This is a genomic window from Geomonas anaerohicana (assembly GCF_016458305.1).
In the GTDB taxonomy this organism is placed as follows: domain Bacteria; phylum Desulfobacterota; class Desulfuromonadia; order Geobacterales; family Geobacteraceae; genus Geomonas; species Geomonas anaerohicana.
This window is the reverse complement of the sequence record NZ_JAEMHL010000003.1, coordinates 281,770-306,665: the sequence shown is the minus strand read 5'-3', so window position 1 is coordinate 306,665 and position 24,896 is coordinate 281,770. Positions and strand designations below refer to the sequence as shown.

At 60.3% G+C, this 24,896-nt stretch carries 25 protein-coding genes; 3 read left to right on the top strand and 22 right to left on the bottom strand.

The window, feature by feature from the left end; translation table 11 throughout:
* Nucleotides 1-23: 23 nt before the first annotated feature.
* The 5 genes from JFN91_RS07725 to JFN91_RS07705 form a co-directional block, all read right to left on the bottom strand.
* A complete protein-coding gene (locus tag JFN91_RS07725) occupies nt 24-497 on the bottom strand; it encodes a YehS family protein (RefSeq protein ID WP_199388626.1) in 474 nt (157 codons plus the stop codon).
* A gap of 154 nt (nt 498-651) precedes the next feature.
* Nucleotides 652-2,442 carry an ATP-dependent zinc metalloprotease FtsH gene (ftsH, locus tag JFN91_RS07720; RefSeq protein WP_199388625.1) on the bottom strand — a complete coding sequence of 597 codons (1,791 nt, stop codon included), beginning with the start codon at nt 2,440-2,442 and terminating at the stop codon, nt 652-654.
* Nucleotides 2,443-3,008: 566 nt separating this feature from the next.
* Nucleotides 3,009-3,866, bottom strand: a complete 858-nt coding sequence (locus JFN91_RS07715; RefSeq protein ID WP_199388624.1) for an NAD(P)-dependent oxidoreductase — start codon at nt 3,864-3,866, stop codon at nt 3,009-3,011.
* 108 nt (nt 3,867-3,974) lie between these two features.
* Nucleotides 3,975-4,631 carry an endonuclease III domain-containing protein gene (locus JFN91_RS07710; protein ID WP_199388623.1) on the bottom strand — a complete coding sequence of 219 codons (657 nt, stop codon included), beginning with the start codon at nt 4,629-4,631 and terminating at the stop codon, nt 3,975-3,977.
* A 1-nt stretch (nt 4,632) separates the two neighbouring features.
* Complete coding sequence (locus JFN91_RS07705) at nt 4,633-4,857, bottom strand: hypothetical protein (RefSeq protein WP_199388622.1); 225 nt, start codon at nt 4,855-4,857, stop codon at nt 4,633-4,635.
* Between the two features lie 138 nt (nt 4,858-4,995).
* Between JFN91_RS07705 and JFN91_RS07700 the strand changes: the two genes are divergently transcribed.
* Nucleotides 4,996-5,853: a PHP domain-containing protein gene (locus tag JFN91_RS07700; RefSeq protein ID WP_199388621.1), complete on the top strand. Its 858-nt coding sequence runs from the start codon at nt 4,996-4,998 to the stop codon at nt 5,851-5,853.
* A gap of 316 nt (nt 5,854-6,169) precedes the next feature.
* On the opposite strand, the gene JFN91_RS07695 is transcribed toward JFN91_RS07700, so the two are convergent.
* The 11 genes from JFN91_RS07695 to JFN91_RS07645 form a co-directional block, all read right to left on the bottom strand.
* Nucleotides 6,170-6,991 carry a cytidylate kinase family protein gene (locus tag JFN91_RS07695; RefSeq protein ID WP_199388620.1) on the bottom strand — a complete coding sequence of 274 codons (822 nt, stop codon included), beginning with the start codon at nt 6,989-6,991 and terminating at the stop codon, nt 6,170-6,172.
* Nucleotides 6,992-7,158: 167 nt separating this feature from the next.
* The gene (rbr, locus tag JFN91_RS07690; protein ID WP_199388619.1) at nt 7,159-7,695 is read right to left on the bottom strand and encodes a rubrerythrin; all 537 of its coding nucleotides are present in this window, start codon (nt 7,693-7,695) and stop codon (nt 7,159-7,161) included.
* A 56-nt stretch (nt 7,696-7,751) separates the two neighbouring features.
* Nucleotides 7,752-8,432, bottom strand: a complete 681-nt coding sequence (locus JFN91_RS07685) for an MgtC/SapB family protein (protein ID WP_199388618.1) — start codon at nt 8,430-8,432, stop codon at nt 7,752-7,754.
* Nucleotides 8,433-8,435: 3 nt separating this feature from the next.
* Nucleotides 8,436-9,329, bottom strand: coding sequence for a GTP-binding protein (locus tag JFN91_RS07680; protein ID WP_199388617.1), 894 nt, complete (start codon nt 9,327-9,329; stop codon nt 8,436-8,438).
* Between the two features lie 16 nt (nt 9,330-9,345).
* Nucleotides 9,346-10,245 (bottom strand): hypothetical protein, encoded by a 900-nt coding sequence (locus tag JFN91_RS07675; protein ID WP_328746174.1) that lies wholly within the window; start codon nt 10,243-10,245, stop codon nt 9,346-9,348.
* A 5-nt stretch (nt 10,246-10,250) separates the two neighbouring features.
* Nucleotides 10,251-11,447 (bottom strand): SPOR domain-containing protein, encoded by a 1,197-nt coding sequence (locus JFN91_RS07670; RefSeq protein WP_199388616.1) that lies wholly within the window; start codon nt 11,445-11,447, stop codon nt 10,251-10,253.
* 87 nt (nt 11,448-11,534) lie between these two features.
* Nucleotides 11,535-13,634, bottom strand: a complete 2,100-nt coding sequence (fusA, locus tag JFN91_RS07665; RefSeq protein ID WP_199388615.1) for an elongation factor G — start codon at nt 13,632-13,634, stop codon at nt 11,535-11,537.
* Between the two features lie 575 nt (nt 13,635-14,209).
* Entirely contained in the window at nt 14,210-14,977 is a 768-nt protein-coding gene (locus JFN91_RS07660; RefSeq protein WP_199388614.1) for a type III pantothenate kinase, read from the bottom strand.
* Nucleotides 14,978-15,142: 165 nt separating this feature from the next.
* Entirely contained in the window at nt 15,143-16,126 is a 984-nt protein-coding gene (locus JFN91_RS07655) for a biotin--[acetyl-CoA-carboxylase] ligase (RefSeq protein WP_199388613.1), read from the bottom strand.
* Nucleotides 16,123-16,953, bottom strand: a complete 831-nt coding sequence (gene nadC, locus JFN91_RS07650; RefSeq protein ID WP_199388612.1) for a carboxylating nicotinate-nucleotide diphosphorylase — start codon at nt 16,951-16,953, stop codon at nt 16,123-16,125. The genes JFN91_RS07655 and nadC overlap by 4 nt, the downstream gene beginning before the upstream one ends.
* An 88-nt stretch (nt 16,954-17,041) precedes the next feature.
* Nucleotides 17,042-17,560 (bottom strand): DUF4124 domain-containing protein, encoded by a 519-nt coding sequence (locus JFN91_RS07645; RefSeq protein ID WP_199388611.1) that lies wholly within the window; start codon nt 17,558-17,560, stop codon nt 17,042-17,044.
* 144 nt (nt 17,561-17,704) lie between these two features.
* On the opposite strand from JFN91_RS07645, the gene JFN91_RS07640 reads away from it, so the two are divergent.
* Together JFN91_RS07640 and JFN91_RS07635 are read left to right on the top strand one after the other, a co-directional pair.
* Entirely contained in the window at nt 17,705-18,727 is a 1,023-nt protein-coding gene (locus tag JFN91_RS07640) for a cytochrome c3 family protein (protein ID WP_199388610.1), read from the top strand.
* Between the two features lie 181 nt (nt 18,728-18,908).
* Nucleotides 18,909-19,652, top strand: a complete 744-nt coding sequence (locus JFN91_RS07635) for a DUF72 domain-containing protein (protein ID WP_199388609.1) — start codon at nt 18,909-18,911, stop codon at nt 19,650-19,652.
* A gap of 2 nt (nt 19,653-19,654) precedes the next feature.
* Here JFN91_RS07635 and JFN91_RS07630 read toward each other — a convergent pair whose 3' ends face one another.
* From JFN91_RS07630 to JFN91_RS07605, 6 genes are all read right to left on the bottom strand, one after another.
* Nucleotides 19,655-20,179, bottom strand: a complete 525-nt coding sequence (locus tag JFN91_RS07630; RefSeq protein ID WP_236015024.1) for an intradiol ring-cleavage dioxygenase — start codon at nt 20,177-20,179, stop codon at nt 19,655-19,657.
* Nucleotides 20,180-20,207: 28 nt separating this feature from the next.
* Nucleotides 20,208-20,759: a YaeQ family protein gene (locus tag JFN91_RS07625; protein WP_199388608.1), complete on the bottom strand. Its 552-nt coding sequence runs from the start codon at nt 20,757-20,759 to the stop codon at nt 20,208-20,210.
* Between the two features lie 196 nt (nt 20,760-20,955).
* Entirely contained in the window at nt 20,956-21,627 is a 672-nt protein-coding gene (locus JFN91_RS07620; RefSeq protein WP_199388607.1) for a YkgJ family cysteine cluster protein, read from the bottom strand.
* 184 nt (nt 21,628-21,811) lie between these two features.
* Nucleotides 21,812-22,360, bottom strand: a complete 549-nt coding sequence (pyrE, locus tag JFN91_RS07615) for an orotate phosphoribosyltransferase (protein WP_183346315.1) — start codon at nt 22,358-22,360, stop codon at nt 21,812-21,814.
* The gene (gene purF / locus JFN91_RS07610; protein ID WP_199388889.1) at nt 22,357-23,784 is read right to left on the bottom strand and encodes an amidophosphoribosyltransferase; all 1,428 of its coding nucleotides are present in this window, start codon (nt 23,782-23,784) and stop codon (nt 22,357-22,359) included. Before purF ends, pyrE begins: the two co-directional genes overlap by 4 nt.
* 174 nt (nt 23,785-23,958) lie before the next feature.
* Nucleotides 23,959-24,783, bottom strand: coding sequence for a phosphoribosylformylglycinamidine synthase subunit PurQ (locus tag JFN91_RS07605; protein ID WP_199388606.1), 825 nt, complete (start codon nt 24,781-24,783; stop codon nt 23,959-23,961).
* Between the last annotated feature and the right edge of the window lie 113 nt (nt 24,784-24,896).

Here is a 24,896-nt window from a genome sequence, read left to right as displayed (position 1 = left end):
GAACCTCCCTTCAGCCTTTAGTTCTAGGCACCTTCCCGGTATTTCATGGTCAGTCCCTTGAGGAAATTGCGTAGCATCTGGTCGCCGCAGGGCTTGTAGTTCTCCTGCCCCTTGGCACGGAACACCGCGCTCAGCTCGGACTTGGAAACCGGGAACTTGGCCAGCTTGAAGATCGCCAGCATCTCGTCCTCTTTCAGGCTCAGGGCGATACGGATCTTCTTGAGGATGTCGTTGTTAGTCAGTTGCTCCGGTGTGGCTGCCGCCTTGTCCTCCGCACCTTCGCGCTTGCCCCGCTTCAAGGCGATCAGCCCGTCCAGGAAGGCCTGCAGAACGTCATCGCCGCACTCGCGGAACCCTTCCTCATCGTCCTTCTTGACCAGGCTGGTAATGTCCGCCTGCCCCATCTTCACGTCCGAAAGCCGGAATGCCTCCACGACAGCCTGGGTGTTGAGGTTAAGCGCGTAGCGCAATCTGCGAAAGACGTCGTTATTGGTCATCGGGTGCTCCTCGATTCTGATCGGCCAAAGCCAGGCTCTTTCATAACATCGATCGGCTGGGGGGGCAAGCTTTTGCTGCTGGCGGGAAAAGTGAGGGGGGACAGGCGCTTGGTGTAGAGCGCGCCGCCCCCCCGTTTGATGTGGGACAGAGGTGTCAGGCTGCTGCGGATATGGGCTCGTCGCTGTTGTCGCCGAAACCAAGGATGGCGTCGATCTCGGCAGCGTCGAGGGTCTCTTTGACTACCAGTTCCCGAGTCAGCCGCTCCAGGGCATCCATGTGCTCCTGCAACAGTGTCACGACGTCGGAGTAACAGCCACTAACGATGGAGCGGATCTCGTTGTCCATCTCCCGCGCGGTGACGTCGCTGAAGCCTTTCTTCCCGCCGTTATCGGTATTCTCGTTGTGCCCGAAAGCGACCGGACCGAAGGCGCGCGACATGCCCCACTCGCTGACCATCCTGCGCGCGGTGTCGGTAGCTCGCGCCAGGTCGTTGCCCGCCCCCGTGGTAGTAGTGCTGTAGATCAGCTCCTCGGCGGCGCGTCCGCCCATGAGTACCTTGAGGTGGGCGACCAGCATCTCCTTGGTGTAGCAGTAGATGTCGTCTTCGGGGATCTGCACCGTCACTCCCATCGCCCTACCCCTGGGGATGATGGTCACCTTGTGCACCGGGTCGGAACCCGGGGTCAATTTGGCGACCAGCACGTGACCCGCCTCGTGGTACGCGGTGGAAAGCTTCAGTTTGTCGGAGAGGACCATGGACTTTTTCTCGGCGCCCATGAGCACCTTGTCCTTGGCCAGATCGAAGTCGATCATCTCCACGACACCCTTGTTGGAGCGCGCCGCGAGTATGGCGGCCTCGTTGACCACGTTGGCCAGATCGGCGCCGGAGAAGCCAGGGGTGCCGCGGGCGATCACCATCAGGTCGACCTCGTCGTGCAGCGGGACGTTCTTGGCGTGCACCTTGAGGATCGCTTCGCGTCCCCTGATGTCGGGCGAGCCCACGGTGACCTGGCGGTCGAAGCGCCCGGAGCGCAGCAGCGCGTCGTCGAGGATCTCGGGGCGGTTGGTGGCAGCGAGCACCACGATCCCCGAATTGACCTCAAAACCGTCCATCTCGACCAGCAGCTGGTTCAGCGTCTGGTCCCGCTCGTCGCTGGCGCCGCCCCCCGCGGCGGCGTCACGCTTGCGACCGACCGCGTCGATCTCGTCGATGAAGACGATGCACGGCGCTGCCTTCTTGGCCTGGGCGAACAGGTCCCTGACCCGGGAGGCGCCCACGCCGACGTACATCTCCACGAATTCGGAACCTGAGATGGAGAAGAAGGGAACATCGGCCTCACCGGCCACCGCCCTGGCGATCAGGGTCTTGCCGGTGCCCGGAGGACCCACGAGAAGCACGCCGGTGGGCATCTTGCCGCCCAAGGTAGAGAACTTCTCCGGATCCTTGAGAAACTCGACCGTATCCTGCAGTTCCGCCTTGGCCTCCTCGGCGCCGGCCACATCTCCGAAACGGGTGGTCGATTCGGAGTAGTCGACCATGCGGGCGCGGCTTCGACCGATGCCGGTAAAACGCCTGAGGATGGCGAACAGGAAGATGCCTATGGCGACCAGGAACCCGATTTCGAACCAATTCGGTCCGCCGGAAGGAGGTGTGGAGGAAAAATCGACCTTTTTGGCGATGAGCAAGTCGCCCAGGTAGGCTCCGGCCGGAAGAAAGAGACTGAATTGCTCTCCGTTTTTGGCGTGAGCAGTGATCTCGTCCCCGACGATCCTCACTTTGGCTATGTTGCCGGCGGAAACTTTCTGGATGAAGGTGGTGTAGCTGATCTGCCTGCTATGGTCCGCATGTGATTGTTGCCAGGAATAGAAGCCGTAACCAGCGACGGCCAAAAAGCTCAAAGACAGGCCCAACAACATAAGCTTCTTGTTTCTCGTGTTCCCCATAGTTCTCCCATTACTACTGTAGTAGTAATAATGTCACGGCTTATACAGTACTATATTGAGTTTTGATAACCGTAACAGTGAAAAGTGCTAATTGTTATTACTGCACCTGAACAACAATTAGCACATACTAAAACCGCTTCAATTGTGCTCGAAAAATTGAATATCTATTTTTACTGCAGCTTGAAGTTTTTTGTACACACAATTTTTTTTCATTTTCAGCGGCAGGTAGAAAGCGAAGGAGGTGTTACCCCCCCGCCTGCAGGGGCGAATAATCATTCGCCCGCCTTTGATGCGCCGTGCTGGCGAGGCCCCTCCCCTATCCCCCCTTCGCAAAGGGGGGAACGCTAGGGCACAGGCGGCGCTTGGGGGGACTGGCTCCGCTAGGTGCCTGGCCCCTTAATGTTTAGGTAAAGGGGCCGAGCGGAATGGAGCGTCCCGCTAAAGGGACAGGCACCTACGGAGCCTGCCCCTTCGAGCAAACAGGGCGAATGATTATTCGCCCCTACAGGACAAAAAAAAGGCGCCCTTTTGGGGGCGCCTCTTTTGGCAGCGGTATCGGAACGTAATTACTTGCGCAGCAGCTTCACGATGGCGGAGAAGTCTTCCTCGCCCCTGCCGTCCTGGACGGCCTGATCGTAAATGGCGGAAACGGTCTTCGCGGCCGGCAGGTCGAGCTCCAGCTTCTCGGCCATCTCCAGCACGCGCCGCATCTGCGAGTCGACGTACTTGAGCGCCAGGTTGCGGCTGAAGTCGCCACGCGCGATGGAGCGCCCCTTGGAGTGGAACAGCGGCGAGGCAACCCCGCCGGAGTCGAGCACTTCGAGGATCTTGTCCGGCTTGAAGCCCATCCTCTCGCCGAAAACCAGACCTTCGGAAAGCGACTGCATCATCTCGGCCTGCAGCAGGTTGACGATGAGCTTCATGCGGGTGGCGTCGCCGATCTTGCCGATGTGGATGATATTGAGGCCGAAATAGGAGAACGGCTCGCGGCAGCGCCCCAAAAGGGCCTCGTCACCGCCGGCCAGGATGGTCAGCAGACCGTTGGCCGCATGCTCCTTGCTCCCCCAGACCGGTGCCTCGAGGAACATGACGCGGCGCTTCTTGGCTTCTTCGGCCATGCGCTCGATGGTCTCCAGGCAGTGGGTGCCCATGTCGACCAGGATGGTGCCGGGATCGATCCCTTCCAGGACGCCGTTCTCGCCAAAGACCAGGTACTTGCTCTCCGGCACGATCACGATGACCAGGTCCTGCCCCTTGGCGGTCGCCATCGGCGAATCGCCGACTTTCACGCCCAGCTTGGCAAGCTCAGCCATCGCATTTGCGTCTTGGTCAAACACCGTTAATTGGTAGTCCGACTTGGCAAGGTTAGCTGCCATGTGAACACCGACGGTGCCCAGACCGACGAAACCTATCTTCTTAAGCATAATCCCCCCAGAGTGGCTGATGCTTGGCATCAGCGGATAGCATTTTTGCTTAACTGAAAAAACTCAAGGCCCCATTATACTCAAAGAGCCAGTTTGTGCAACACTGTTTTATCTTGATTTGGTAACTGACACCCTATCGCAGAGATCATACAACGGACAGGTAGAGCATTTCGGTGAAAGCGGCGTGCACTGGTTCTGCCCGAAAGTTACCAGAAGATCGTTGATTATGATCCAGTACTCAGCCGGCAGCTTCTCTCTCAGTGCGAATTCGGTCTGTTCCGGAGTGCGGGTCTTGACGTAACCCCAGCGGTTGCAGATCCTGTGCACGTGGATATCGACGCAGATACCGGGCTTGCCGAAACCGAGGGTGAGCACCAGGTTGGCCGTCTTGCGCCCTACCCCCTTGAACTTCAACAGCGTTTCCAGATCATCCGGCACCGCGCCACGATACAGTTCGCACAAGGAGCGCGAAATCTCGAGAATCTGTTCGGCCTTGACGCGGTAGAAGCCGACCGGGTAGATGGCGGCCTCGACCTGCGGCACATCCAGGCGGGCCATCTTTTCAGGGGTGTCCGCCAGCGCAAAAATCCTGGCCGATGCCTCGGCGGTAACCTGGTCGCGGGTTCTAAGCGAGAGGATGCAGGAGACCAGCACCTTGAAAGGATCCTTGCCCTGGGTGGCGACAATGGTCACCGCGGGACTCACCCACGCCTTGACGGCCTCGGTGAGGATCGCTATCGCCTGGTGGATCTGGTCATCCCTCATGTTACAACCTGTTGGTGATCACACGCATTACCAGCACGCCCATGATGGAAGCAAGAAGCCCGACACAGACCAGCAGAATGCCGATACTGCGCCCTTCGCCCCAGCCTAGCAGATCCTGGTTCTTCATAAATGCTATGAGCCCCAATCCGGTAAAAGTGAGAAGCCCCCCTATGATAAACGTCGACAGAGCGAATACCGCACCTGCCATCCCCTTGCTCTTTGCCACACACACCTCTGTCGTTCCCAAAAGTAATGCTTCCTTATACAAGATGGTCCCCGTCAAGGCAACAGCTAACTGCGTCCTTAACTGTTGCACAAACGTGAGAACCCCCTATAATGGCCTGATCAAATTCGAGAGGCACACATGAGAGAACTGGTAGACCTGCATTTACATTCGACGTTTTCCGACGGGGTGCGCACCCCCACCGAACTGGTGGCCATGGCCAAAGGGCTGGGGCTCAAGTCCATCGCGCTGGCTGACCACGACACGGTGGACGGCATCGACGAGGCGCTCGCGGCAGGCGCAGCCGCCGGCGTGGAGGTGCTGCCCGCATTGGAGTTTTCGGTGGCCTACAGCTCGTTTAAAGACGTCCACCTGCTCGGCTACCTCCTCGACCACCGCGATGCTCAATTGCAGTTGATCCTCAAGGAATTCAGGGACCGCAGGGAGGCGCGCGGCGAGGCGATCGTGGGGCGCATCAACGAGAAGCTGGCAATAGAAGGAAGAGCCCCCATCTCCAGCGCCGAAGCGGCTGCACTGGCGGGAGGGGCGCTGGGACGCCCTCACATCGCGCAGGTCCTCATGGGCAAGGGATATGCCAGGGACATGCAGGACGCCTTCGTGCGTTACCTGCTCCCGTGCGACGTCCCCAAGCGGTACTTTCCGATGGAAGAGGCACTGGCAACGGTGCAGAGGCTGGGCGGCGTGGCGGTGCTTGCCCATCCCACCACCATCACCAACGACCGTGACACGCTTAACCGCATCATCGATGAACTTTGCGCCATGGGGCTCGCCGGAGTCGAGGCCTTCAACAACGTCTGCAATGAGCAGGAAAGCGCGTTCCTGGTATCCAGTGCAGAGAAGAAAGGCCTTATCTGGACTGGCGGTTCCGACTACCACGGCATCGAGGAAGGGATCAACATGGGCACCGGCAAGGGGAGTATGGCCATACCCTACAGCTGTGTCGAGGCGCTGAAGCGGGCTCAAAAACAACGGGCGTAGCAGGCTCAGATAAAGCAAAAAACAAAGGGGCTGGAGCGAGGAATTACACCTCATCTCCAGCCCCTTCTGTCTTAACCTTAACCTTAACGAACCTTGATCTCGTTCCCAAGGTCCGCCTTGGGAACGCAAAGTCTCTCCGAAGCTCCAACTTCCCTCGGATGCAAAGCTGGAGCTTTGCGCCATATGGGGTTCCCAAGCTGGAGCTTGGGAACCAGGAAAAAGGGGCTGGAGATGAGGTGTATTCCTCGCTCCAGCCCCTTTGTTATTCTTACGCTTACTCCTGATCTTGATCTTAGCCTAAGCCTTAGCCTTAGCCCTAGTCCTTCACCGGCTTGTAGCTCAGCACATCCAGATCGCTTTCGACGTCGGTGACGCCTTCGACGGACCGGGCCAGCTCGATGGCTTCCTCGATCTCCTCCTCGGTCTGCACGTGACCCGCAAGGGTGACGACCCCGTCCTCGCAGCTGATGCAGAACTTCAGAGCCCGCGCCAGCGACGACTTCAGCAGTTCGGCCTCTACCCTCTTGGCGACAATCAGATCCTCGAGCAGCGCCATGGACTCCTCTTCACCTTCCTTGAGGCGGGGATCCTTGGAGGCGGCAATGATGGCCTCGATCATGGCGTGGGAAGTGGAAACTTCCGTGTTGAATATGAGGTCGTACGCCAGGGGATCGTTCCAGTCGCGGTTGAAGTAGAAATGAATGAAGCCGCCCAACTGGTGATCGCTCCTCCTGATCAGTTCGCGAGCGAGATCCGGATCGATCCATTCCCTTTCGGCAAACTTTTCCACCCTGTCTTCGAAGGGCGCTATGAAGCGAACCCTCAGCACATTGGTCAGCACCTTGATGAGGTCCTGCGCTCCCCTTCCGTAGAGGATCACGTTACCCTTTTTGGCGCAGTCAAGCAGGATGAGCTCCATGGTGGCAAGGTGCGCGGCTTGGAGGCGGTCTTCGGCGGTACGATAGGACGGCGGCTTCTCGTCCACCCTTTCCAGGATCTCGGGAGTCAGGCCGTATGCGGGGGCCAACTCCTCGATCTTCACCCGGTCAACGAGGGTGTACTTGAGCTTCTTTGCCAGTTCCTTGGCAATGGCGTAGGCGCCTGTACCCATCTCCCTGGAAATTGTGATGATTGCCATGCAAGCCTCCTTTGCTAATGAGAAACCGCCGCATCATAACACGTAAAGTCTGCCGTATACAAGGAATTTTGCTGTCTTGGATGAACTGCACGCAGCGTGGAGGCAGGCCCAACGGGGATGGAGCGGAACAGGGGGTGAGGGAGAGGACTTTCCCCCACCCCGACAGATCAGTAGTTTTCAGCGAGACGCTCGAAGTGCGCCTTCGGGTGATGACAGACCGGGCACATGTCTGGGGCATCGGTCCCCTCGTGGATGTGGCCGCAATTACGGCACTTCCAGCTGGTCGGGGCTTCCTCCTTGAAGACGGTCCCCTCTTCTACCGCTGCGAGCAGCGCCTTGTAACGCTCCTGGTGCGCCTTCTCGATGGCGGCGATGCCGTCGAACATGGCTGCGATGGCAGTGAACCCCTCTTCACGGGCCTCGTTCGCCATGCGCGGGTACATGTCGACCCACTCGGCGTACTCCCCTGCTGCCGCTGCTTTGAGGTTGGTGATGGTGTCGCCGAGCCCGGAGAGCGCCTTGAAGTGCAGCTTGGCATGTTCCTTCTCGTTGTCGGCCGTTTCGAGGAACAGTGCCGCGATCTGCTCGTACCCTTCCTTCTTGGCCACCGCCGCGTAGTAGGTGTACTTGTTGCGTGCCATCGACTCGCCGGCGAACGCTTCCTGCAGGTTCTTCTCTGTCTTGCTTCCTTTCAGTTCCGCCATGCTCTGTTCTCCTTTCATTTAGTTACTTGCTTTAAAAAAGGAGGGGTTGTCGAGGATCAGTCGATCCCGATCCTCTTGACCCCCTCCACTGCGCTCAGGCGCGCCATTAGGTCGGACGAGCTGGATTTCTTGGGCTGTTTTACCTGGAACTCGATGAACATCACGCCATGCTCGATGTCTTTCTGCAACTTGGCCTCTACCCGCTCAATGCCCGCGCCGCTGAGCGTCTGGTAGACGCGGGTCACGAAGTCGGCGCGATCCTCACCCCACACCTTGACCAGCACGTAGGTGTCGCGCGACAACCGTTTCTCAACTTCCTTCAGCAGCAACAGGTTCACCAAGGCCACCAGGGTGACCGAAACGGCAAGCCAGAACAGACCTATGCCGCAGGCAACGCCAAGAGCAGCGGCGACCCAGAGACAGGCGGCAGTGGTGAGCCCGCGAATAGAGGCGCGCTCGCGGATGATGGCGCCCGCGCCAAGGAAACCGATGCCGGTAACCACCTGGGCGGCCACGCGCCCCGGGTCGACCCCGACCGGCCCGCCGGTGAAGTTACCGAAGATGCGGTAGATCTCGATGGAGGTGATGGTGAACAGGCACGACCCTAGCGAGACCAGCAGGTGGGTCCGGAACCCGGCCGGACGGCCGTGGATCTCGCGCTCCAGCCCGATCAGTCCACCCAGGAACGAGGCAAGCAGCAGCCGGCACAGCAGGTAAATGTCGAATTCGGGCCCCAAGCGCTATTCCTCGGAAAGGCCGAGCGACAGGGTCAACACCACGGTCTTTTCCCGGTCGCCGCTGCGAATGGTCAGGGGCACCCGGACCAAATCCCCCGTCGCCACCGGGTCACCGGCGATCTCCAGTGAGAGCGGGGTTTCCTCGGGTGCCGCCGCTGCAGACGGCGTTGCCGACGCAACCAGGGGCCCGGAAACGGCAGCGGCCGGTTGAGCGGGCGCGGGCGCAGCCGGGGCCTCCGCAGCGGGCCGGGCCGCGGCTGCCGGCGGTTCCACCATCTGCTGAAGCCCTTCGTTGCTGGCGATGGCCTCGGTCCCTTTGGCGCGCAGCCCGGTCAGGACGGTTTTTACCAGCGCCATCAGCCCCTGCAGTACACCTTCACCGGTCTGGCTGTTGGTCTTGAAGCTGACCAGCCGGGACGAATTCAGCTGCTGCTCCAGCTCAGCCAGGGAAGCGGCGTCGGCCAGGTCGCTCTTGTTGTACTGCAGGATGGTCGGGATGGTGGTCAGGCTCTGCCCGTACCCCTTCAGGTACTCGACCAGCTGCCCCAACGAGGCCTGGTTGTCGGCCAGACGCTGCGGCGCCGAGTCGGCCACGAACACCAGGCCGTCGGCCCCCTTCAGCACCATCTTCCATGCCGCCGGATCGACCAGCGGCCCGGACACCGTGTAGAGGTGGAAACGGACCCGGAAGCCGTCGACGTTGCCGTCACCGGGCGGGGTGAAGTCGAAGAACAGCATGCGGGCGCCCTGCACGCTCATCACCTTCAGCGCGCCGCGGAACTCCGGCTTGAGTTTATTGAAGACATGCCTGAGGCCGGTACCTTTACCTGCCTGACCGGGGCCGAAAAAGACTATCTTCGCGTTGATTTCACGCTTTGCCTGGTTGACCAGAGCCATTCGAGATCCCCCTGAATTACCTATTTTCCTTCTTGCTCAGCAAGATCTTGCGCGCTTGCGTCGCAATGATGCTGTTGATGTTCTTGCTTTTGGCGAGGTTGGCAAGATCCTTCTCCCCCAGCGTCCCCAGGAAGCGGAGCGCGTTGGGCAGAGGAGTTTTATGGTTCTCCACCAAGGCCTTCCTGATCTGCGCGTTCTTGATCCAATCCTTGTTGGCGCAGATGACGCGGATCACCTCGTCGTTCTGGATCTGGGACTTGGCGATGCCGAGCACCTCCGACTCCGTCATGCGCGGATTCTTGATGGCGGCACCGGAGACCAGTTTGTTGTTGTCCTTGATCAGGATGGCGCGCCACTCCTTGTCCCCGGTCATGGCCATCTTGATCTTGTCGCTCACCCCCATCGACTGGGCCATCTGGTACTTGGACTGGTACTCCTCTTCGTCGATCGGTTCGTCCGCATCGGGACCGATCTTCTCATCGGCCTCGTCCAGGTCGTGCTCCTTGTGGGGCGCCGCATGCGGCGGTGCGGCTTGGGGAGCAGCCGCCACAGCGAAGCCCTGCGCCTTGAGAAAGGCAGCCGCCTTTTCACTGAGGTTTTGATGCCGGGCGAGCAGCGCCGCGATCTCAGCCTTCCTGCCATGCAGCTGAACCAGTGCGTCGAGGATCTGCGGATGGAGCTCGCCATCGGACAGGACCTGCTCCAGGATCGGCCGTTGCAGGGAACGCAGCGTCCCCATCGCCTGCTGCTTCACCTCCTGGTCCGGATCGTGGCAGAGGTAGTACAGCAACAGCACCAGGTCGCCCGGCGGGAGCGCCACCCGCCCTGCAGCGGCTTCCATCCGGTTCTCCCTGGGCTTGTCGGCCCCGATGTACGGGGCCGCCGCCGCAGAAATCCTGAAGGTTACCTTCGACACCTGGTTTATTTCCCTACCTTGACGACCTTGGCAGTGAGGCCGGTCTTTTTGAGATTTGCTGCCGCCTTCTCGGCGCTGGTCGGATCGGAGAAGCTGCCGGCACGGACTTTCACCACCGTTACCGGGATGTTCGCTTTCTTGAGCACCAGGCGGACCCCCTTGTCATAGAGACGGTCCTGCTCCACGGCGGCCTTTCCTTCCCTCATGAAGGAACCGGCGTAGACCGCGTAGCGGCCTCCTTCCTTGAGCATGAAGGCGTTGGGTGCCACGCCTTTGAGGCGCGTCAGCTCTTCGGCGGCCTCGTCGCGATTGGCGAAGTCGGCCAGGAACAGGCGGTGCATCGGTTCGCCCTTGTGGGTTTTGGTGGTGACCACCGGTGCCACGCCGGCTTTTTTCAGCTTCGTGGTGACCGAGGCCACCTCGCTCTCGGCGACCTCGCTGTCGAGCTCGAGGGCAAAGGCACCGGTTTTCGCCTTGGGCTTGGCCGCCGGCTTGGCGGGCTTGGCTTCTTTGGCCTCCTTGGCGGCAGGTTTCGCCTCCTTGCCCGCTGCCGCGGCTTTGGCTTCCTTGGCGGCCGGCTTGGCCTCCTTCCCGGCAGGTTTTGCTTCTTTCGCCGCAGCGGCAGGCTTGGCCTCCTTGGCGGCAGCGGGAGCTGCTGCAGGCTGGCCCGGCTTCGCCGCAGGCGCGCCCGGTTTCGCTGCCGGTGCCCCCGGTTTCGCAGCAGGTGCCTCCGGTTTGGCAGCCGGTGCGCCCGGTTTGGCAGCCGGTGCCCCCGGCTTGGCAGCGGGCGCCGCCGTGTTGGCCGGCGGTGCCGCGGGCGCACCCGGCTTGGCGGCAGCAGCCGGTTTGGCCTCGCCGGCCTTGGCAGGCTCACCCGGCTTGGCCGGGGCGGGTTTCGTCTCAGCGGGCTTAGCGGCAGCACCGGCGGCCGGTTTGCCGGCCGAAGCCTTGCCGGAGGCCGGAGCCTGTGCGGAAGAGGCGGCACCCTGCGGGCGCGGCGGCAGCGGCTTTTTCACCACGGCCGGTGCGGGCGCGGGCGGCGGGGGCGCAGGCGCCTCTTCGCGGGGCTTGATCAGCCCGGTAAAGAAATAAAGGTAAGCAAAAAGGGCAATGAGCAGCAGCAGAAGCAAAAGGAGTCGCTGTTGCGAACTCTTCTTGGGATCTACAGTTTCATCTTCATCGGGTGTAAATTGCTTCGCCATCTGGCTCATCCTCCATGTCATGACATTCGAAATTAAGCCTGCCCGGCCTCCGCGGGGAGACCGGGCAGCAGACAAGCTGTAAGTCAGCTATGCACTCTTGTGGTTGTTGTTCTTCGGATCCTGTGCCTCGGCAATGATCTTCTGGGCCAGATGGCTCGGGACCTCCTCGTAGTGGGAGAACTCCGAGGTGAACATGCCGCGGTCGCTGGTCATGGAGCGCAGGTCGTTGGAGTAGGTAAGCACCTCCGACATGGGCACCACGCTCCTGATGATCTGCGAATTGGCCTTGGGCTCGACGCCGACCACCTTGCCGCGCCTGGAGTTGAGATCGCCGATCACGTCGCCCATGTTCTCGTCGGGGACGGTGATCTTCATATTGACGATCGGCTCCAAAAGGACCGGCTTGCACTGCTCCATCGCCTTTTTGAAGGCCATGGAACCGGCGACCTTGAAGGCCATCTCCGATGAGTCGACGGTGTGGAACGAGCCGTCGTAGAGGGCCACCTTGAAGTCCACCACAGGGTTGCCGGCCAGGAACCCTTCCTTGGCCGCCTCCTGGATCCCCTTGTCGACCGCGGGGATGTACTGGCGCGGAATGACGCCGCCCACGATCTTGTCCTCGAACTTGTACCCCTCGCCGCGCGGCAGCGGTGACAGTTCGATCCAGCAGTCGCCGTACTGGCCACGCCCGCCGGATTGCTTCTTGTATTTACCCTGCACCTTGGCCGAGCCGCGGATGGTCTCGAGATACGGGACCTTCGGGGTCTTCAGAATGACGTCGACGCCGAACTTGCGCTTCAACTTCTCGACCACAACTTCAAGGTGCACCTGCCCCATCCCCGAGATGATGAACTCGCGGGTCTGCGGGTCGCGGTGGCTCTCGATGGTCGGATCCTCTTCGATCATGCGCTGCAGGGCGCCGTGGATCTTGTCCTCGTCGTTCTTGGTCTTGGGCTCGATGGCGTAGGAGATCACCGGTTGCAGCGGCTGGGCCGGCTCATAGACGATCGCCTTGGCCTCGTCGCAGAGCGTGTCGCCGGTAACCGTTTCCTTCAACTTGGCCACCGCGACGATGTCGCCGGCCACTGCCTGCTTGATCGGGTGCTGCTTCTTCCCTTCCAGCTCGAAGATCTGCCCGATGCGCTCCTGGACCCCTTTGGTCGAGTTGTAGACCAGGGAGTCGGAATTGAGTACGCCGGAGTACACGCGGAAGATGGTGATCTTGCCGGTGTAGGGATCCGAGGTGGTTTTGAATACCAGCGCCGAGAACGGCTCGCTCTCCGACGGAGCGCGCTCAATGACCTGCTCGCTCTTGGGGTCCAACCCGACCGCCGCCGTCCGATCCAGGGGGGAGGGCAAGAAGTCGCAGATCGCGTCCAGGAGCTGCGCCACGCCGATGTTCATGGCAGCGGAGCCGCAGAATACCGGGGTGAAGGTGCTGCGCATGGTGCCGACCCTGATGCCGTCCAGGATCTCCTCTTCGGAGAGTTCGCCGGCATCAAGGAACTTCTCGGTCAGGGCGTCGTACGCCTCCGCGACCGTCTCGACCATCATCTCCCGGAGGCGCTTGGCCTCGTCCAGGTACTCCGCCGGAACCTCCCCTTCCGTGAACTTACCGGATAAGTCCTTGGTGTAGCGGTAGGCCTTCATGCGCACCAGGTCGATGACCCCTTCGAAGTTCTCCTCCGCGCCCAGGGGCATCTGCACCGCAACCCCGCGTGCGCCCAGCGCCTTCTCCATGTCGTCGATGGCGCGCAGGAAGCTGGCCCGTTCGCGGTCCATCTTGTTGACGAACGCGATGCGCGGGATCTCGAACTGGTTGGCCCACTGCCAGACCTCCTCAGTCTGAACCTTGACGCCGGAGATGGCGGAGAGGATGACGACGGCGCAGTCGAGTGTCCTCATGCAGGCGCGGGTATCGGCGATGAAGTTGCCGTATCCCGGGGTGTCGACTATGTGGATGGAGTGCCCTTTCCACTCGCAGTGGTCCAGGGAAGAGGTGATCGAGATCCGGCGCTTGATCTCTTCAGGCTCGAAATCCATGGTGGAGCTGCCGTCGTCGACCCGCCCCAGCCGGTCGATCATGCCCGTGTCGAACAAGATCGCCTCGGCCAGCGAGGTCTTGCCCGCACCGCCGTGAGCTACAATACCGAGGTTACGCAGTTTTGCCGTTTCATACCTTCCCATAACGCCCTCCCTTTAGAATGAAGATCATGAATGACCTACGCTTCAACGAGAAACCGACTTGAGTAAAGCTAACGAAACAAACAGCGAACTACCAACTACCTGGCTGAACTCTCACTGGATTTTGATGTACCTCCCTCACCCGCCATGTAAGCGAGTGAACCAACTGTTACTATTCAACTGAGAACGCCCCTGGCAGCAGCCTTGTATTCCCAAAGCGTTGCACGCCCCACACGTCCCCCCCTTGTCAAAGGGGTGGCAGGGGGGATTTTCCTGGTTCCCAAGCTCCAGCTTTTCCTGGTTCCCAAGCTCCAGCTTTTCCTGGTTCCCAAGCTCCAGCTTGGGAACCCCATATGGCGCAAAGCTCCAGCTTTGCATCCGAGAGAAGTTGGAACTTCGGAGAGGCTTTGCGTTCCCAAGGTGGACCTTGGGAACGAGATCAATAACAACGCTCCGCCAAGGAGGGACTGGCACCGCCAGGTGTCTGTGACCTTGGGGCTTGGAGAAGCTGGCTGAGCAGAAAGGAGCGTTCCGCTAGAGGGACAGGCACCTGACGGAGCCAGTCCCTTCATCCAACTTTACGGCTTGTTCCTCTTGTAGATGATGCGCAGCCCCTCCAGGGTGAGGAACTCGTCCACCGCCTCGATGGTGGTCGACTCCGGTGCGATCAGCGAGGCGAGCCCGCCGGTGGCGATCACCTTGACGGTTTCCTTCCCCTCGGCCTTCATGCGTTGCACGATACCGTCCACGAGCCCAACGTAACCGAAGAAGATGCCGGCCTGCATCGAGTTCACCGTGTTCTTGGCGATGATGGCGGGCGGACGGGCGATGTCCACCCGGGGCAGCTTGCTCGCCTTCTGGAACAGGGCCTCCATGGAGATGGCAAGTCCGGGGGCGATGGCGCCGCCGCAGTACTCGCCCTTCTTGTTGACATAGTCGAAGGTGGTGGCGGTGCCGAAGTCCACGATGATAAGCGGCGAACGGTACTTCTCGAAGCCGGCGATGGCGTTCACTATCCGGTCCGCCCCCACCTCTTTCGGGTTGTCGTAGTGGATGGGCATGCCGGTCTTGATGCCGGGTCCCACCACGTACGGGGTGATCTTGAAGTACTGGCGGGCCAGTTTTTCCAGGACGCCGGTCAGGGTCGGCACCACCGAGGAAACGATGATGTCCTTCACGTCCGAGAACACGATGCCCGACAGGCGGAACAGGTCGTGGAACAGGATGCCGTACTCGTCGATGGTCTTGGACTTGTCGGTGGAAACCCGCCAGTCCTGAACCAATCGTTCCTCATCGTAAATCCCGAGAACGATGTTGCTGTTCCCGACGTCGATCACCAAAAGCAAGCCGAACCTCCTGAAACCAAAACCGTGGTTTTAACGCAAAGCCGCAAAGGCGCAAAGAAAACCAGAAACTGGAATCGAACTTCAAAAGCCTAAAGGCCCTAAAAGGGTTAGTGTTTCTTCGCGTCTTTGCGTCTTTGCGTTAAATAATGCCTTTTTCTTTTGATCTTAAACAAGGGCGACGTCGCCGGAGAGGACGGTCTCGACCTTGCCGTCGGACAGCTGCACCAACAAAGCGCCGAAGGAGTCCACCCCCTGCACCATGCCGGTGAATTCCCGCTCGCCCTGGCTCACTTTGACCTTGCGCCCCTTGATGGCGGAGCGCTCCAGCCATTCGGCCCGCACCGGCGCTTCCCCTTCAGCCAGGAACACGTCGTAAAGCCTGTCCAACTCGAGCAGCAGCGCCCGCGTGAAGGCGAGCCGGTCCACCTCGACGCCCCCTTCCTGCAAAAGCGATGTCGCCGGATGGCGCAGCAGCGACTCCGATATCGAGGCCATGTCCAGGTTGAGGTTCACCCCGATGCCGAGCACCACGAAGTTGACCTTCTCGGTCTCCGCATTCATCTCGTTCAAAAGGCCGGCCACCTTCTTGCCGTTGATCAGGATGTCGTTGGGCCACTTGATCTGCGGCTTCAGCGTGGTGCAGCTTTCAATGGCGCGGGCTACGGCGACCACGGAGAGAAAGGTGAGCTGGCAGGCGGCCATCGGCGCAATAGCGGGACGCAGCACCACCGAGCAGTACAGGTTGACGCCCGGCGGGGACAGCCAGATGCGTCCGAGACGCCCCTTGCCGGCGCTCTGGGCATCGGCGATGACCACGGTCCCTTCCGCGGCACCTTCCTCGGCCAGCGTGAAGGCGACCTTGTTGGTGGACTCGGTTTCCTTGAGACAGATGATGTTGGAGCCGACCCTCTTGGTTTCAAGGCCTGCGGAGAGATCCAACTGGGTGAGAACTTTGGGTGAAGAGACTAACCGGTAACCCTTGGAGGGGACGGCTTCGATGAGGTATCCGCTGGCGCGGAGCCCCTTGACGTGCTTCCAGACTGCGGTTCGCGACACACCCAGGAGGCGGCTCAGCGCAGCGCCGGAAACCACCCCGTCGCCGGAGCGGAACAGCTCGATTATCCTGCCGTCGACCCCGGAGTCTTTCAAACGCCCTCCATCAGCATCGAAATATCGGTCGCGCGTACCGAGTGGGTGAGCGCTCCGACCGATATGATGTCCACACCGGTCAGGGCTATGGACCTGATGGTTTTCAGGTTCACCCCCCCGGACGCCTCAACCAGCGCCCTCTTGTTTATTAGCTGCACGGCCTCGGTCATCTGCTCCAGGGACATGTTGTCCAGCATGATGATGTCGGCACCCGCCTCGAGCGCCTGCTTGACCTCGTCCAGCGTCTCGGTCTCCACCTCGATCTTCAGGGTGTGCGGGATGTAGGCACGCGCGGCACGCACCGCCTCGGCGATGCCGCCTGCTGCGGCGATATGGTTTTCCTTGATGAGGACCCCGTCGTACAGGCCAGTACGGTGGTTGGTACCGCCACCTACCCGCACCGAATACTTCTCAAGCACGCGCAGGCCGGGGGTGGTCTTCCTGGTATCAACGACGCGTGCACCGGTCCCTTCCAGTTCCTTCACGTAGGCGGCGGTCTGGGTGGCAATCCCGCTCATCCGCTGCAACAGGTTCAGGGAAACCCGCTCCCCCTGCAAGAGCGTCGCGGCATTTCCTTCCATCACGGCGATCACGTCACCCTTGGCCAGACGGGCGCCGTCCTCGAAGTGGGCGGTGAAAACGATGTCGGAGTCGAGTCTTGCAAAGACGCGGCGGGCCACGTCGATGCCGGAAAGGACCATCTCCTCCTTGGCGACCAGCCTGGCGCGCATACGGCGCGGCTTGGCGACCACGGAGAGGGTGGTGATGTCGCCGGTGTGGATGTCCTCGGCAAGTGCGTTGTCGATTATGTTATCGATTTGGTTCATATAATCGGTAGTCTCCCTTAGTTAAGCGGCAGTTTTTTATAGCACAGCTTAACTAGGCCCGCAACCGCTAATAAATTGCGCGAGGAAGCTACTGACGCCACTCTAGCGGCACCGCGGCCTGGGCTGCGGCGAGGTCGAGGGCGGCGATGCGGTTCAGCATGTCGCTGATCTTGGCGTCGATGGTGGAGACCTGTGCTTCCATGGTGTTGATCGCCACCCGGTCCCGGGCGCGCTGGAAGATGGTGCGCTTGCGACGCAACTCGACCAGTTGCTGGTCCAGGGCGGCGCGCTGGTCCTGGAGCGTCTTCAACTCGGTGCGCAGCGACTTGTAGCGATCGCGCCACCAACCCTCGTTATGTCCGCCCGGCTCCACGCCCGCGGCAGGCGCCTTATGGGAGGGTGTAGTGGCACCGGGAGACACGGTCACCGGCGCGCTGTCGGACACCTCGACGCGTTGTGCCTTGTCGCGATATTGCCTGGGGATGTTGCTGCGGTTATCGGTGAAGTGAACGACACCATTGGCGTCGGTCCACTGGTAGAAAGCAGCGCGGCCTACGGAGGGTATCAGAAGTGAAAGCAGCGAAAGGGAGAGCAAAATCGTTTTCATCTTCCCTCCTTATCAACAGGGCCAAATCGGCCAAACATAAAAAACAATCAATAGTTTTGAATTGACGATGACCCTTGCGATGTGTATATTAACCCGGCTATTGCCCTAAGGTGATAGCAAATAAACAGCCAGAAGGAGTGTACCATGCAGTTTCGCCTCGCCTTGCTTATGGTTCTTATCGTCTGTGCGTCGCCGGTTGCGCTTTTTGCCAAGGAGACCAAAGACGTCAAGTTTCCTCTTAAGAACGGGGACGCCGTTGTCTTCAGTCACGATGTGCACCTGCTGAAATATAACAACAATTGCAGGATCTGTCACAACGCTATCTTTGATCTTAAGGCGAAGCGTCACTTCACCATGGCCGAAATGGAAAAGACCAAGTCCTGCGGTGCCTGCCATACCGGCATCAAGGCTTTTAGCGTAGCCGATGAAAAGAGCTGCGTCAAATGTCACAAGGGCAAACCTCGTAACGTAGAGTTCAAGGTCAAGGGCCTGGGTCAGACTACGTTCAGCCACGCCGTTCACCTTGCCAAAGTCAGTGACGGCTGCAAGGCCTGCCACAACGGCACCGTGATCACCGGCAAAGACGGCCGCGTGACCATGGCCCAGATGGAGAAAGGCAAGACCTGCGGCGCATGCCACAACGGCAAGAAAGCCTTCACCGTGGCCGGTAACTGCGGCAAATGCCACGCAGGCATGAAGCCGCGCGAGATCACCTGGAAAGCCAAAGGGGTGACCGACGCCAAGTTCAGCCACGACTTCCACCTCGAAGCCTTCAGCTGCAAAGACTGCCACACCAAGCTCTTCGCCTTCAAAGCCGGCGCCAAGCACTTCACCATGGCCGACATGGGCAAAGGCAAGTCCTGCGGCGGCTGCCACAACGGCAAAGAGGCATTCTCCGTAGCAGGCGATTGCAACAAGTGCCACAAAGGCTACAAGCCGGGCAACGTCATCTTCAAGAACGAGGGCGGCGAAGTGAAGTTCAGCCACGAGTTCCACCTGGAAGCCTACAAGTGTGTTGACTGCCACAACAAGATCTTCCCGATGCAGGCTGGCGCCAAGCACCACACCATGGGCGACATGGAGAAAGGTCAGTCCTGCGGCGCATGCCACAACGGCAAGGACGCCTTCACCTCCAACGGCGACTGCGACAAGTGCCACAAGATGTAACAGGCAGCACCAGATGAACACCAAAGGCGGGACCGAAAGGTCCCGCCTTTTTTATTGCTCTCTTCCCACTTGAAGCTGGCTCATGCAGAGTCATCGGTTATACTTGCCACGTTTGAAAAAACTAACTATGAAAATCCGTCACGTCGCATGGTGCGCAGCTTGTCTATGAAGGGGGATCATCATGGCAAAGCTCTATCTCGGCTGCAGCGGCTTCAGCTATAACCACTGGCGCGGCAACTTCTATCCCACCGAACTGAAGACCAAGGAGTGGTTCGACCATTACCGGTCCGTCTTCGATACCGTTGAGCTCAACGTCACCTTCTATCGCACTCCTACGGCGGCTACCTTCAAACATTGGCACGACGAGAGCGGGCCCAACTTCTCCTTCGCAGTGAAAGGGAGCCGGTACATCACCCACATCAAGAGGTTGCACGACATCGAAACGGCCTTATCGAGATTCTTCGGGCCCACCCGCGAGTTGCAGGATAAGCTGCAGGTCGTACTCTGGCAGTTCCCCCCACAGTTCAAGGTCGACCTGAAGAGACTGGAAGGTTTCCTCGACCAGGTCGCGCCGTACCACGGCAGGCACACGCTGGAGTTCAGGAACGAAAGCTGGCTTACCGACGAAGTAGTGAGCCTGTGCCGCGACCGCAACGTGTCGCTATGCATGGCGGACTACCCGGTATTCATAGACGCGCCGCCGACCACGGCAGACTTCGTCTATATCAGGCGGCATGGTATGGAGGGGAGTTACAACGGGTTCTACACCAAGGAACAACTGGAGAAGGACGTGGCCAGGATAAGGAAGTACTTGAGCCGCGGCCTGGACGTCTTTATCTACTTCAACAACGACATGGGTGGCGCTGCACCGCAAAACGCCAGGGACCTGGCAATCATGCTGCAGGCGCCGCTGGACAAAAAGTAACGCTAGCGGGATCCCTTCCCAGGCCGGACCAGGTCACCGGCCCGGCCCTTCGACTCCCCTTCATCCTTCCCTTCCGGCACCAGCACCAGGTCAAGTTGCGCCCCTTTGGCGCCTCGTTTGGGGTAATGCTGTGTCACCAGTCCCTCGAAGTCCTTTACGTCCACCAGGATATGGATGTGCGGCGGGCGGTTGGCGTAGGGAACGGCCGGAAAGGTCTGCAGGCGGTAGCGTCCTTTGCTGTCGGAGTAGACGGTCGCGCGGTAGGCATCGTCGTAGCGGCCGTCAGGACCGGCCTGCCAGAACTCGATGCGGGCCTTGGGGATGGGCGAGCAATCGGCGGAAGAGCGCACCGTGCCGCTCAGGAGATAACCTTTGCCGATGGTGTCGCGCACCGGCGCGTTGGGTCGGTAGAAAGGACCAATCTCGTCCCAAGGGGTTGGTGGACAGGAGGCGGCAAGACTAGAGGACGAAGTGGCATTGAGTAGCAGGAGCAGTGACAGAGAAATGAAGTGTTGAGGCATAAACATAGTATTGCCCCCTTCCCTCCTCCCTCTATCAGCCTACCAAGGGAGGACCGCAGACATGTTCCAGCGTAGTCTCGATGGTCTGGTCGCCGGCGGTGAGGTAGATGTTCCCCTCTGTGACAGTGACAGACCAGTTGATGACCCGTTCCAGTTTAGCAGAAAGCAGGCTGAGAAACTTGAAATCAAGAGTGAGGACCGAGAGGTTCTTGATGCCGGAGAGCTTTTGCTGGTGCTGCGCCAACCAGCGGCTGGCGTTGGCGCCGAAGGTGAACAGGAACGCGCGCTCGACGTGGCGGCTCGATTTGGCCAGCCGCTCCGGATCCGGTTGTCCCACCTCGACCCAGAGCTTTACCCGCCCGTCCGGCCCCTTGCTCCAGAGATCAGGCTCATCGCCGGAGCCTACCCCCTTGGTGAAGGCCAATTCCTCGTCGTAGCAGAGCGCATACGCCAAGAGCCGTGCCAGCAGCCGTTCCGCAGTCTCGGAGGGATGCTGGGCGACGGTAGTCTGGATATCGGCGTAGATCTGGCGGTCCAGATCGGAGAGTTGCACGGAGGCGCGGTAAATGGTGGAAGGTAGAGCCATCGGTAAATCCTTTTGAAGGTGTTATCTACACTATGGGGAATGATGCCCAACGAAGCTATGCGGTGGCTATAGTGTCCCCTCCCCCGGAGGGGGAGGGACAGGGAGGGGGCTCGCAGCAGCTGTGCAGGCAAATCCCCCCCTCCCTACCTCCCCTCCGGGGGAGGAGCGTAAAAACCTACCATACGAGGAGAGTTGATCAATCTCCCCCCTCCCCCGCCCAACGCCGCCAATCGAACCCGTCGAAATCTATCATCAGCGCCAAGGGGATGAAGGTATCCAGCTCACTCACCCTCTGCCCGAGCAGCTTCTGTGTGAAATCCCGGAACAGCGCCACCTCCTCGGTGAAGATGGCATCGAAGGGAGCCGTTAGGGCCGGCAGTACCAGCGGATCCACGGTCGTGAAGTTCATGGTGCACCATTCGTCGTGCATCACCTCCCCTTCCGTATCCACCAGCGGGATCCCGTGCAACCGGCAGGTCATGGGCCGGTGCTCGTAGACCAGGCAGCGGCCGTCGTCGCCGAGCAGCACGCACGGCGTCTCGTCCTCATCGGGCATGAGCAGTTCCCAGTCCTCCTCCGGGCGGTAGTTCAGCACGAAGGGGTGGTTCAACTCCGGCCACTGTTCCCGCATCAGCGCAAGCCGCTCACGGCACTTAGCCAGAACCGGCGCCTTGACCGCTTCCGGCAGCGCATCGAAGCCACGCTTCAGGTAATAGGCGTCGAGGAGCGTGATGTCGAAGGTCCCCCGGCAGCACCCCGAGCAGCCGCCTTGGCAGGCAATGTGCCCAGGGTACGCTGCCATGCAGCGGGAAAACCAGTCATCCACCTGCGCCAGCAACGCGCTATTTCTTTTCAGGATTTCTTCCATAAGTCTCAGTCAGTCCACGGTCCCCTCCCCCGGAGGGGGAGGGTCAGGGAGGGGGAAGCTCTTCACAAACAGCCCCCCTCCCGGCCTCCCCCCTCCGGGGGGAGGAGCGCCATGTGCAGCAAGGAAAAAAAAGGCGGCAATAGCATCTATTGCCGCCTTCAGTACGCACAGTATCTATCTGCTGTTAGGCGAGGATCTCGGCCTTGGTGAAGATGGACTTCAGCCAGTACCCTTCGGCCTCGATGTTCTCGCGACCACCTTCCTCGCGGTCAACCAGAGTGACCACGCCGAGTACCACCAGCCCTTCCTCTTCAGCACGCTTGATGGCCTTCAGGGAAGACCCACCACTGGTCACAACGTCTTCGACGATGACCACCTTGGAACCGGGCTTCAGGTTCTTGCGCCCTTCCAGCCAAGCGCCGGTACCGTGCCCCTTGGGCTCTTTACGGATAATGAAGCCAGGGACCGGTTTCCCTTCCAGGAAGCTGACCACGGAGGTCGCGGTGGCAATCGGGTCGGCACCCAGGGTCAGACCGCCTACACCTTCCACACCTTCCACGTCTTTGATTGCTTCGAAGAAGAGCTTGCCGGTCAGGTAGCCGCCCTCGGGGTGCAGCGTGGTCTGCTTCCCGTCAAAGTAAAAATCACTCTGACGACCGGAAGCCAAGGTCACGTTCCTCTTCTCGTAGGACAGCTCAATGATGATCTTTTTCAGTCTTTCCTTTTCGGTCATTGCTCGGCAGTCTCCTTTTCGAATAGTCCCATCTGCGGCTCTTCCTGATCCATCAGACGCGGGAATTTAACCGGGTATCCCCCGGTAAAGCAGGCGGTGCAGAAGCCGGCGTTCTCGGCGCCGACGGTAGACATGAGACCTTCTTCGGAGAGGTAGCCGAGCGAGTCGGCGGTGATGTAACGGCGGATCTCGTCGATGGAGTGCGAGGACGAGATCAGCTCCTTGCGGTTCGGGGTATCGATACCGTAGTAGCAGGGGTAGCTGGTCGGCGGCGAAGAGATGCGCACGTGCACCTCGGCAGCCCCGGCATTCCTGATCATCTTGACGATTTTGCGGGACGTGGTGCCGCGCACGATGGAGTCGTCGATAACGACGACGCGCTTGCCCTTAAGCACCTCACGCACCGGGTTCAGCTTGATCTTGACGCCAAAGTGGCGGATGGCCTGCTGCGGTTCGATGAAGGTACGGCCCACGTAGTGGTTGCGGATCAGGCCCAACTCGAACGGAATGCCGGACTCCTCGGCGTAGCCCAGTGCCGCGGGGACGCCGGAATCCGGGATCGGAATGACGATGTCGGCATCGACCTTGTGCTCGCGGGCCAGCTGGCGCCCCTGCTCCTTGCGCACCTGGTACACGTTCTTGCCGAAGATGAACGAGTCGGGACGGGCGAAGTAGACGAACTCGAAGATGCACGGGGTCGGCTCGACCTTCTTGAGCGGGAAGAAGGAGGTCAGGCCGTTCTTGTCGATGACGATCACCTCGCCCGGCTCGATCTCGCGGATGAACTCCGCATCGATGAGGTCAAGGGCGCAGCTCTCGGAAGCGACCACGTAGGCGCTCCCCTGGCGACCCAGGCAAAGCGGACGGAAGCCGTTGGGATCACGCGCAGCAACCATGCGGCTCTCGGTCAGGAAGAGAAGGCAGTAAGCGCCCTGGATGCGGGAAAGTGCGTCGGTGATGCGATCCAGCAGAGAGTTCTGTTTGGAAGTGGCGAGCAGGTGGACGATGATCTCGGTGTCCATGGTGGTCTGGAAGATGGAACCGTAGGCCTCCAGCTCGTCCTTGATGATCTGGGCGTTGACGATGTTGCCGTTGTGGGCTATCGCGATGGAGCCGCGGGAGTAGTCCACGTTGATGGGCTGGACGTTCTTGATCACCGAGGAACCGGTGGTCGAGTAACGTACGTGGCCGATGGCGGAACGGCCGGGCAGAGTCTTGAAGATTTCGGGGTTGCCGAACACGTCGGCCACGAGTCCCATGCTTTTATGCGCGTGCAGGCTGCTTCCGTCCGAGGAGACGATACCGCAACTTTCCTGTCCCCTGTGCTGCAAGGCGTAGAGCCCGAGGTAAGTGAGGTTCGACGCCTCCGGGTGGTTGAATACACCGAAAATGCCGCACTCTTCTTCGGGCCTGCGCATCATCATTTCTTCCACGACTGCTCCTTATAAAAGAACTGCTTACCTGTCGATCCTTGTTGTATGCCCCGAAGGGTTGTCCACCAATTCCTCCCCCCGGAGGGGGGAGGTCAGGAGGGGGGAATCTGTTGGCACAAACGCCCTGTCCCCCTCCCTGACCCTCCCCCTCCGGGGGAGGGGATACTAGAAGTTCTCTTTCACGTACTGCGCCGCGTTCTTGAAGAAGATCAGGCCTTCGCCCTCTTCCGGCAGTTCCTCGCGGGTCCAGCGCGGGTGCTGGGTGCGGTGCACGAATGCCTCCGGGTGCGGCATGAGCCCCATGATCCTGCCGGTCTCGTCGCAGATGCCGGCGATGGCGTTCACGGAACCGTTGGGGTTCTCGGGGAACTCCATGGTCGCTGCCGTGTAGTTCTTGTCGGAGTACTTGAGGCAGGAGAGATGCTTGGCCTCGATCATCTCCAGGGTCTTGGCGTCGTCGACCAGGAACTTCCCTTCGCCGTGGCGTACCGGGAGGTAGACGCCGCCTTCGATGCCGCGGGTGTACAGGGACGGGGAAGCGGCGTCGACCTTCAGGTAGCACCAGCGGTCCTGGAAGCGGCCGCCTTCATTGTAGGTCAGCGTCGCCGTCTGATTCAGGTAGTTGCCGCCCAGGGCCGGGAGCATCCCCATCTTCACCAGCAGCTGGAACCCGTTGCAGACGCCGAGGATCAGCTTGCCGTCGGCGATGAAGCGGGTGATCTGCTCAACGAGGCGCTCCTGCTTGCCTTCCACGGTAGCGTAACGCAGGCGATTGGCCTGTGCCTTGGCGCTCCCCAGGTCGTCGCCGTCAAGGAAGCCGCCGGTCAGGTTCAGGAAGTGGTAATCATCCAGGGTGACCTCACCGGTCAGCAGTTCAGCTATATGGGCGATGCGCGCCTCGTCGAAGCCGCCCAGCTTGCAGGCGTGGGCCGCCTCGGTTTCGCAGTTGGTGCCGTTGCCTGTTATGACAAGCGCTTTAGCCTTGGTCATCAATTAAGTCCTCTATCGGATGGTTAGTAGCGGGCACAACGGTCCTCATTATTGCACAACCCGCTTTTTTTCTGCATATAAAAGATTCGCGATGAAGTCCGCTCCTGGCCGAT